General features: G+C 61.1%; 9 protein-coding genes. 4 read left to right on the plus strand and 5 right to left on the minus strand.

The window, feature by feature from the left end; translation table 11 throughout:
- Positions 1–1,993: tetratricopeptide repeat protein (locus ABIZ35_RS08495; RefSeq protein WP_348219458.1), on the plus strand; the 1,993-nt coding region annotated here is incomplete at its 5' end.
- 42 nt (positions 1,994–2,035) lie between these two features.
- On the opposite strand, the gene ABIZ35_RS08500 is transcribed toward ABIZ35_RS08495, so the two are convergent.
- From ABIZ35_RS08500 to ABIZ35_RS08515, 4 genes are all read right to left on the minus strand, one after another.
- A complete protein-coding gene (locus tag ABIZ35_RS08500; protein ID WP_348219459.1) occupies positions 2,036–2,647 on the minus strand; it encodes a hypothetical protein in 612 nt (203 codons plus the stop codon).
- Positions 2,648–2,802: 155 nt separating this feature from the next.
- A complete protein-coding gene (locus ABIZ35_RS08505; RefSeq protein WP_119322868.1) occupies positions 2,803–3,051 on the minus strand; it encodes a L28 family ribosomal protein in 249 nt (82 codons plus the stop codon).
- 106 nt (positions 3,052–3,157) lie between these two features.
- Positions 3,158–3,832 carry a hypothetical protein gene (locus ABIZ35_RS08510; RefSeq protein ID WP_348219460.1) on the minus strand — a complete coding sequence of 225 codons (675 nt, stop codon included), beginning with the start codon at positions 3,830–3,832 and terminating at the stop codon, positions 3,158–3,160.
- A 37-nt stretch (positions 3,833–3,869) separates the two neighbouring features.
- Positions 3,870–5,042: a hypothetical protein gene (locus ABIZ35_RS08515; protein ID WP_348219461.1), complete on the minus strand. Its 1,173-nt coding sequence runs from the start codon at positions 5,040–5,042 to the stop codon at positions 3,870–3,872.
- A 194-nt stretch (positions 5,043–5,236) separates the two neighbouring features.
- On the opposite strand from ABIZ35_RS08515, the gene ABIZ35_RS08520 reads away from it, so the two are divergent.
- The gene (locus ABIZ35_RS08520; RefSeq protein WP_348219462.1) at positions 5,237–6,580 is read left to right on the plus strand and encodes an MFS transporter; all 1,344 of its coding nucleotides are present in this window, start codon (positions 5,237–5,239) and stop codon (positions 6,578–6,580) included.
- Positions 6,581–6,665: 85 nt separating this feature from the next.
- On the opposite strand, the gene ABIZ35_RS08525 is transcribed toward ABIZ35_RS08520, so the two are convergent.
- Positions 6,666–6,833, minus strand: coding sequence for a hypothetical protein (locus tag ABIZ35_RS08525; protein ID WP_348219463.1), 168 nt, complete (start codon positions 6,831–6,833; stop codon positions 6,666–6,668).
- On the opposite strand from ABIZ35_RS08525, the gene ABIZ35_RS08530 reads away from it, so the two are divergent.
- Positions 6,811–7,761 carry a sugar-binding domain-containing protein gene (locus ABIZ35_RS08530; RefSeq protein ID WP_348219464.1) on the plus strand — a complete coding sequence of 317 codons (951 nt, stop codon included), beginning with the start codon at positions 6,811–6,813 and terminating at the stop codon, positions 7,759–7,761. The two genes, ABIZ35_RS08525 and ABIZ35_RS08530, sit on opposite strands and share 23 nt — an antisense overlap.
- A 119-nt stretch (positions 7,762–7,880) precedes the next feature.
- On the plus strand, positions 7,881–8,527 hold a 647-nt coding region (locus tag ABIZ35_RS08535), incomplete at its 3' end, for a metallophosphoesterase (protein WP_348219465.1).

The following is an 8,527-nucleotide window of genomic DNA, read 5'->3' on the forward strand; positions in this document are numbered from 1 at the left end:
CTTCGGCCTCTGGTGCGGCTTTATCCCATTGGCCGATGTCGCCGATCCGGAACAGATTCCTGCTCGCATTGCTCATAGCTTGCGCCTGCCTCCAGGGAGCGCGCCCGAGGAGCGCATCGCCGCGTACTTCGCCGGGCGGGACCAGTCGGAGGACGCCCGTGACTTGCTGGTGCTCGACAATCTGGAGCAGCTGCTTGCCGGTGACGGCGCTCTCGCCACCGCCCGAATCGTCCTGGATCTGCTGGCTCGCTCCCCAAGATTGATCGTTCTTTGCACGTCGCGCCGGGCATTGGGACTTCAGGGCGAGCAAATCGTTTCGGTAGAGCCGCTGGAGGTTCCAGAGCTGTTGTGGGACGACGATGCTTCGGAGAGGGAGGTGTCGCCTGAAGATTTGGAGACGCTTCTGCGCGTGCCCAGCGTACGGCTTTACATGGACCGGGCGCAGGCCGTGCGGCCCGATTTTGGCCTCAGCGCCACGAACGCCGCTTATATCGCCGCCCTTTGCCGGGCGCTGGAGGGCAGTCCGCTTGCCCTGGAGCTGGCGGCGTCCTGGGTGCGCCTGCTGCCGCCGCGCAAGATGTGGGAGCGGGTGTCACAGGGACTGGGAATGCCGGAAGCGCGTCTCGCGGATCTGCCGGAGCGCCAGCGGAGTCTGGATGCCGCCCTGGAATGGAGCTGGCGGCTGCTGAACTCGGATCAGCAGTCGCTTCTGGCCGGACTGGCCGTATTCCGAGGAGGATGGGATTTGAGCGCCGCCGAGACCGTCTGCGCGGAGCCGAATGTGCTGAACCTGCTGGCGGATCTTCAGGAAGCGTCTCTGGTGACGGTGTCGGAGACTGGTGACGGGGAGGTCCGTTACGCTCTTCTTGAGAGCATACGTGTCTTTGGCCTCACCAAGCTGGAAGAGCGCGGTAATACAGAAACGCTCCATCAGCAGCATCTGTCTTATTTTGAAGACCTGGCCGCGCAGGCGGCGCCGAAGCTGCGTCGGTCGGGACAATCATACTGGCTCGACGTGCTGGAGACGGAGCATGATAACCTGCGCGCGGCGCTGGACCGATCCGTCGCCCAGCCGCAGGCGCGCGAATCCGGCCTGCGTCTCGCCGCCGCCCTGGCGCCGTTTTGGCGCGCTCACGGTTATCTGCAGGAAGGCTACAGCCGCTGCGCCGTGCTTCTTCGCGGCGGCGTCCCCCATGGACAAACCCGGACCCGCATGGATGTTCTGAACGCGGCGGGACATTTGGCGTCGCTTCTCGCGAAGTATGAAGAAGCCGAGGCGCTTCACCAGGAGGCGCTGGACATCGCCTGTGAGCGAAGAGCGATATTGGGAGAGGCCGGCGCTCTGCTCGGGCTGGGCACGTTGCGTTTCTGGGCGCACGACTACGCCGCCGCCGGCCGTTTGTTCGAGAAAAGTCTGGCGCGGCGTCGTGACGCGCATGGAGATGAGCTCCTTGCCCCTCTCTCCGAGTGGGAGGAGGCGGGCGCCTACCATAACCTTGGCAATATCTCCATACGGCTGGAGGACTACGTCGAGGCGAAAAATCAATTTGACCGAGCGCTTGCGCTTCGTCGTCAGGATGGAGACTTGCTTGGCGTCGCCGGCACGCTGGGGGCGCTGGGACAGGTCGCTCTCGCGCAGGGAGAATATGACGCCGCCGTGGAGTATCTGCTGGAATCGCAGCGCCTCTTCAACGCGCTTGGGCAGCGCTGGACAGCCGCGCTCTGCCTCGCCTGTTTGAGCCGGATCGCCGAAGCGCGTGAAGAGCTTGCACTCTGCGCACGGCTGCTGGGCGCATCGGCGGCGCTGCGCAAGCGATATCACTTTCCGCTGCCTCCCGCCGAGGAGCCTGGATTTGAGGAGCAGCTCCAATGGCTCAAGGAAGAGCTAGGAGCCATTCCCTTCCACGCCGCCTGGACTGCGGGCCAAACGCTTTCCTGGGAACAGATCGTCGCACAGGTTTATGCGTTCAAGGAACTCGCTCCGACGGCGTGATCTAAGATTGACGGCGCTCGTTTTGGTGTGCGTCGGCCCTGATTACCGGACTACGGTCACGGCGGAGATCGCACCGTTCCGGTCAAAGTCCTTGCTGAACGTCAGCGTCGCCGCCGCCGAAGCGCTTGGGATAGACGGCACGGAGACGATCGGCGCTGAGCTATATCCAGATCCTCCGTTCGTCACTACATAACCGACCACCACGCCTTTTTTGACCAGGGCGTATCCTTCGGCGGACTGCACCGGCCACATCTCTCCACGGCTGCGCACATATCGATAGTAGTTCGAGACTTCGTCCAGCCGCTCGTTTGTAATCCCGTAAGGGCCGAGGGCGTCCAGCAGCGCTTGCTTGTTTCTGCGGACATCCTCCTGGTTCGGCGCGGTTCCGGCGGGGGCGGGGTGGACATGTCGAAACGCCTCACGAAACACATCGGTCGGAACGCCGAGCGCGCCGGCGACGAGAACCACCGGCCGGCCTCGATCCTGAGGATCGGTATCATGTCCCCCCGAAAAGACAATGGGCGCATGGACAGCGGTCGCGTCCGGCTTCGCCTCCGTACGCGCCGTCGTGAGGAAGGAAAGCATCAGCGCCGCGCCTATCACGGCGAGCGCTGCCCGATCTCTGTTCGTCTTCAAGTTGGTGTTTAGCTTCATCTTATGCATCCTTTGCGCTCGACTGCTTGGTGATTACTATCGGTATTATCAACGGCAATGATGATTTCATGAAGAGTGATAGGGAATTAAGACAAAAAAGCCGCCGCTCTGTCGAAAGACAAAGCGGCGGCTTCTTGTAAAATAATCCGGACGGATTAGAGCAGATGCTTCGGAACGGGCTTGGTGCCGGCCATGATCGCTTGGAAGTTGCGCGATGTAAGCATGCGCGCCGCAACCTTGATCTTCTTTTTGCCGGACGGCGTGTTGATCGTTACCGACTGCAGATTGACTTCGAAACGTCGCGCCTTCTGCGGCGCGCGATGAGCCCAAGCTCCCGAGTGCGGGTGCCGCGTCCAGCGTCCCGCCTGGGCCTTGCGCCCACTGTATGCACATACTTTCGCCATATGAGTAACACTCCCGCTGTGTGATCGTACAAAAGATTGACCCGCTAGTATAGCATATTGGTCCGGAAAATGTCAAAAGCCTGAAAATAATTCCTCATCCATTCTTTTAGAACGGCGAAGGCTGGCTCCCGCCCGATGGAGCTTGAGTTCCTCCAGACGCTCCCAAGAAAAACGTAACGAAGCCAAATGCGATAACACCCAAGATAAATATGGCAATTCCCCAGCCCATCCAGGCGCGCTGTGTGCTGATAAACTGCGTGACGCCGCCGTCAAATCGACGGTTGCGCCAAGCGAGTTCATTGCCCTTGACGCCCATATAGATGGAAAACGCCAGAAACACCAAGCTGCTGGCTATTCCCATCGGAGTGTCAAATGTTCCTGTTGCCCGGTCGATCATTGCCAGCACAAAGGCGATTGCAGCATAACCGCGCATTTTATGATTCAGTGACCAAAGGAACGGCAGGGAAAAGGCTCCCCAGTTCCATTTCATCGCGGCAATCTCGGGCGGAACTGTGCTATTCATGCCCGATGTATTTTGCTGCAACTGTCCATATGGATTGTTAGTCGGCGGCGGAGGCCATGCGCCGGGCTGCTGACCGTATGGCGGGGGCGCTCCGTATCCTGGCGGCGGTGCGTAGCCGCCGGCCGGGGGCGGGCCGCCATAGGGCTGCTGGCTGTATCCTGGCGGCGGGCCGCTTTGCGGAAGCGGGTTGCCCGCGAGGTCGGTACGGGGCGGCGTATCGTCCGGCAATGGGTTGCCGGCCAGGTCGTATTGTGGCATCGTGTCTTACTTTCTTGCGGAGCTTAACGGATCAGGCTTAATCTGTCGGAACGCCGGATGTCGGCGGCGGCGGGACATTGGAAGGTCCATTGAAGCTTGGCTGCGGAGCGGCGCCTCCGTTGAAGCTGGGGGGCGGCGCATTTTCACCCGTGAAGCCGGACGACGGAGCGCTGTCTCCTGTGAAGCCAGGCTGAGGGGCGGCGCCGTCGTTGAACCCTTGCGGGTTTGCAGTCGATCCGTCACCAAATCCACCGCCCGCAGGGCTATTATAGCTGGAGCCGGAGCCATAAGTCGAAGGTGACGGCCTTGACGCAATCGCCAGGCTGGTTAAGAAAATGATGCCGGTGATTACGATAATGGGACCGGCCAGAGCGCCGCCGACGAGCCAGGCGCGCTGCACCTGTAAGTGCTCTGCGACGCCGCCGAAATATCGCCGGTTCCTCCACGCCATCTTGTGTCCGTTAAGGCCCATATAGATGCTCACCGAAAGCCAGAACAACGAATAAGTTGCATAGAAAACAGGATGCATTGCGCCGGGCATGTATCTCAGCAGCCGCACGCAGAACGCAGTCGCGGAGAGAAGCCCAGCCAGGCCGGTCATGCCGTGCCAGCGGCACCAGAGTATGGGGAGGAAATACGCGCCCCAGTTCCAATGCAGCCGCTCGATTTCCGCCGGAACGTCTCCCTGCTGGCCGGAAGTGTTTGCCGCCTGCATGTCAAATAGCGACGAGCCGGTCTGCCCGGGCGGCGGAGGCCAAGCGCCTTGCGGCGCTCCATACGGAGCCTGCGGGGCTCCATACGGCGCTTGAGCGCCGCCATAGGCCGGATCCCCAGCGTATCCGTAAGGCTGCTGCGGAGGGGGAGCGCCATACGGTGACTGCGGCGGGGCGTACTGCTGCTGCGGGGCCGCCATCGGTTCCGGCGGAAGCGGATTGCCCGCCAGATCGTAGCGAGCGGCTGGCGCGCCCGCGTATGCGCTCTGGCCGGCGGAGTAGTGAATGGATGACCCTGGCGGCGGTGTGGGCTGATACGGCTGCTGGATAGCCGGCGTAGGAATGTAGGGCTCATACGGCGGATTGACAGGCGGTACGTAGGGCGGGTTGGCGGTAGAGGTGGCGGTCTGCGCTGACGCGGTCTCCTTCGGGGAGTTGTTGATCTCATGCAGGCCCTTGCCGGCTATGGAGTCCTCAAACGGATTGTATTCGCTCATAACGGTTCCTTTAAAAAAATAAGAGAGCGGTCGATTATCGTATGAATTACACTGCAAAATTCCTGCCAAGCAGGCGTTAGGGATGAAATTCGTGAAAACTACTGTGTCTGCGTCTCCGAAAGCCTTGGTGAGAGGTTCCGGGGAATCTGGTATACTAGGGACGAAATTTTTGCACGACGGAGTAATGAGAACGCATGCGTCCCGGCAACGAACAGTCCAAACCCGCCCGCGCCGCGAAGGACGCGAAGCCCGCCAAAAAGCCCAGCTCACCCGAATATCGTGAAATGCACACGAAGCTGGGACTGCTCGCCATCGCCGTGATTATCAACGTGCTTGGCTTCAGCATTATCATCCCGCTCATCCCGTACTTCATCACGGAAGCTCTGGGGCCGGGGGTGAGCGCACATGATCCGCGCCTTATTGGCGAATACGGCGCCTGGCTGATAGCGATCTACGCCTTGATGCAGTTCGTATTTGCGCCGATCTGGGGACGTCTGTCCGACAGGATCGGGCGTAAGCCGCTGCTCATGCTTTCGCTCGCCGGCGATGTTATATTTTACACCATGTTTGGGCTGTCGCACTCACTTAGTATGTTATTTGCGGCTCGAATTTTGGCGGGAATTTTCTCCTCCGCCACGCTCGCCATTGCGCAGGCGTACGCCGCCGATGTCACGCCGCCGGAGCATCGCGCGGCCGGGCTCGGGATGATCGGCGCGTCGTTCGGCGTGGGGTTTCTCCTTGGTCCGGCTATCGGCGGACCGCTTGGCTCCATCTCTCTCTCCCTGCCGCTGTTCGTATCGGCGGGGCTTGCCTTCGTGAACCTCCTGTACATCTGGAAGTACCTCCCGGAACCGACGCGCATCGCTATTCCAGTGTCCGACACTTCAGTGAGCAAGGCGAGTCGGATCGCGATGATGGCCCGCGCCGCCTTTGGCCCCCTCGGGTTCCTGTATGTTCTCACTTTCGCCGTAACCTTTGCCTTTGCTAATTTGGAAGGTACATTTTCCACTTATCTGATGCAGCATTTTGGGTACGCCGGTAAAAATTCGCCGATGGTTCAAGGTGGCGTCTATGCCTACCTGGGTTTCCTCATTGTGCTGATTCAGGGCGGCGCGATCCGTCCCTTGGTGAAGCGTTACGGCGAACCCAAACTTGTCATCGCCGGGGTTGCGCTCATGGCGATAGGCTTTCTGACTTTCCCATTTTGTAAAACACTGGGATTGCTAATGCTCGGGCCGATGATCCCGCTCGCCTGCGGCAACGGTCTGAACTCGCCCGCATTGCGCGCGCTGATCTCGCGCAAGACATCCGCCCATTCGCAGGGCGCGTCGCTCGGTCTGAGCGCTTCGTTCGACAGTCTCGCCCGCGCCACCGGGCCTGCCGCCGGCGGCTGGCTTTACCACCACTACGGCATGCAGTCGCCGTATTGGTGCGCCGGGATCGTGATGACCTGCGCCCTGTTCTTCGCCGTCGCTAACTACCACGGTCTCGCCGCGCCGGCTCCGTCGCCTGTTGCGGGCGAAAGCGGCGCGGCGTAACTTCCGCGATCTTTTTCCGTAAGACAAAATGCCCCGCTCGAACGCGGGGCAATTTCCAAATCCTCAAGGAGCAACGAATGAAGCATTACCACGCGCCGATCATCAGCGTATGGCTGGCGCTGCTGTGTGCGTCCGCGCACGCGTAGACAATCTCCGGAGGACGCCTGCCCACGCGCTGGGCGAAGGATGTTACCCTCAGCAAGTCGCTGCCGGAGTATCCTCGTCCACAGATGGTCCGCAGCGATTGGCGCAATTTGAACGGCTCCTGGGAGTTTGCCGCCGCACAAAAAGGCGAAGCGGCTCTTTCAGGAGTGGGGCGGCATGAAGACCATGTCTGGTACCGGCGCAATTTCACGGTTTCGAGCAAATGGGGCGGTAAACGAGTTCTGCTGCACTTCGGCGCGGTCAACTGGGAAACCACCGTCTATGTGAACGGCAAGTCGTTCCCCGCGCACAAAGGCGGTTACGACGAGTGGACGCTGGACATCACCGACGCCCTCGCGGCTTCCGGGCCACAGGAGATCGTTGTCGGCGTGGACAATCTTGTAGACGCCAACCCCGGACAGGCTATCGGCACGCAGCGCCTCAAGCCCGGCGGCATCTTGTACACGGCGGCGACCGGGATCTGGCAAACTGTCTGGCTGGAGCCGGTCTCCACGGCGCATATCGGCAATCTCGATCTCACGCCGGATATCGACAGCAATGCGCTTCGCGTAACCGTCACGCCCGAAGCGCCGGACAACGTACGGATCAAGGCCACGCAGGTGAAGATCACCGCTCTGGATCGGGGCAAGGTCGTGGGCGAAGCCACCGGCGACGCCTCCGCTTGGAAGACTGGACCCGCCGGATTCGGCCACGACTCCAACTCGGTCCGAACCGAATGGACGACGGACGATATCTGGATCCGCCGCGAGATCGACCTTCCCGCCAATCTTCCGGCGAAACTCGCGGTGAGCATCATTCACGGCGACGATGCGCAGGTCTACATCAACGGCGTCCTCGCCGCCGATGCGCCCGATTACGCCGGTCAGTACACGGACATCGCGATGACGGACGCCGGCCGCGCGGCCCTGAAGCCCGGCAAGAACGTGATCGCCGTGCACTGCCACAACCGCGTGGGCGGGCAGTTCATCGACATGGGCATCGTGAAGGCGGGCGCCGTCGCAAACGTCCAGCGATAAGAAATGGTTCAATGCCGTTCTGCCTCAAGAAGCCGGCGAATAAATTCGCCGGCTTCTTGAGGCTTATTCCAGGAACAAAATGCTTTCCTACAATCGTAGTCAATGGTGAACACAACACCATGAACCAGCCAAACGACACACCACCCATCAGCAAACCCAAGAACTCTTCCCGCTCGCTCACCCGCCGTCGTTTTTTGCAAGTGAGCGGCCTCATCGCCGCCGGGACCGGCGCCGAGCTTTACGCGCATCGGCATGAGGCGTCCCATCTGGTCGTCGAGACAACCGAAGTCGCCATTGCCGGATGGCCAGCCGGCCGCGCGCCATTTCGAATAGGACAGCTCAGCGACTTCCACTGTGACTTTCCCGAAGCGCTCGCCCGGACACATCACGCCGTTCGGATGCTGCTCGCCCAAAAGCCCGATATCGTGGTTCTGACGGGCGACTTCGTTTCCGGGCTTCACGCGGACAAATGGATCGGGCCGTGCGCGGAGGCGCTCGCGCCTCTCGCCGTCGCTCTGCCTGGGAGAGTCTACGGAGTCCTGGGCAACCATGACTGGTGGTGTGGGGGACGCCGCTGGATACGGCGTCGCTTGGAGCATGTGGGCGTTCATATGCTGCTGAACGCCTCTGTTCCCATTCCCGATGTCCCCGGATGCCATCTTGTCGGTCTGGACGATCCCCTTTGCGGCGCCGCGCGTCCCGAAAAGGCGCTGCGCGGCATTCCCGCGCATGACGTCAAAATTTTATTGGCGCACGAGCCTGACTA

This window comes from Capsulimonas sp. (genome assembly GCF_039929585.1).
GTDB lineage: Bacteria > Armatimonadota > Armatimonadia > Armatimonadales > Capsulimonadaceae > Capsulimonas.

Coding starts and splice junctions, on each gene's coding strand:
- ABIZ35_RS08520 (WP_348219462.1), top strand. CDS start 5,237: ATGCGTCCCGGCAACGAACAGTCCAAACCCGCCCGCGCCGCGAAGGAC.
- ABIZ35_RS08510 (WP_348219460.1), bottom strand. CDS start 3,832: ATGCCACAATACGACCTGGCCGGCAACCCATTGCCGGACGATACGCCG.
- ABIZ35_RS08505 (WP_119322868.1), bottom strand. CDS start 3,051: ATGGCGAAAGTATGTGCATACAGTGGGCGCAAGGCCCAGGCGGGACGC.
- ABIZ35_RS08530 (WP_348219464.1), top strand. CDS start 6,811: ATGGTCCGCAGCGATTGGCGCAATTTGAACGGCTCCTGGGAGTTTGCC.
- ABIZ35_RS08515 (WP_348219461.1), bottom strand. CDS start 5,042: ATGAGCGAATACAATCCGTTTGAGGACTCCATAGCCGGCAAGGGCCTG.
- ABIZ35_RS08500 (WP_348219459.1), bottom strand. CDS start 2,647: ATGAAGCTAAACACCAACTTGAAGACGAACAGAGATCGGGCAGCGCTC.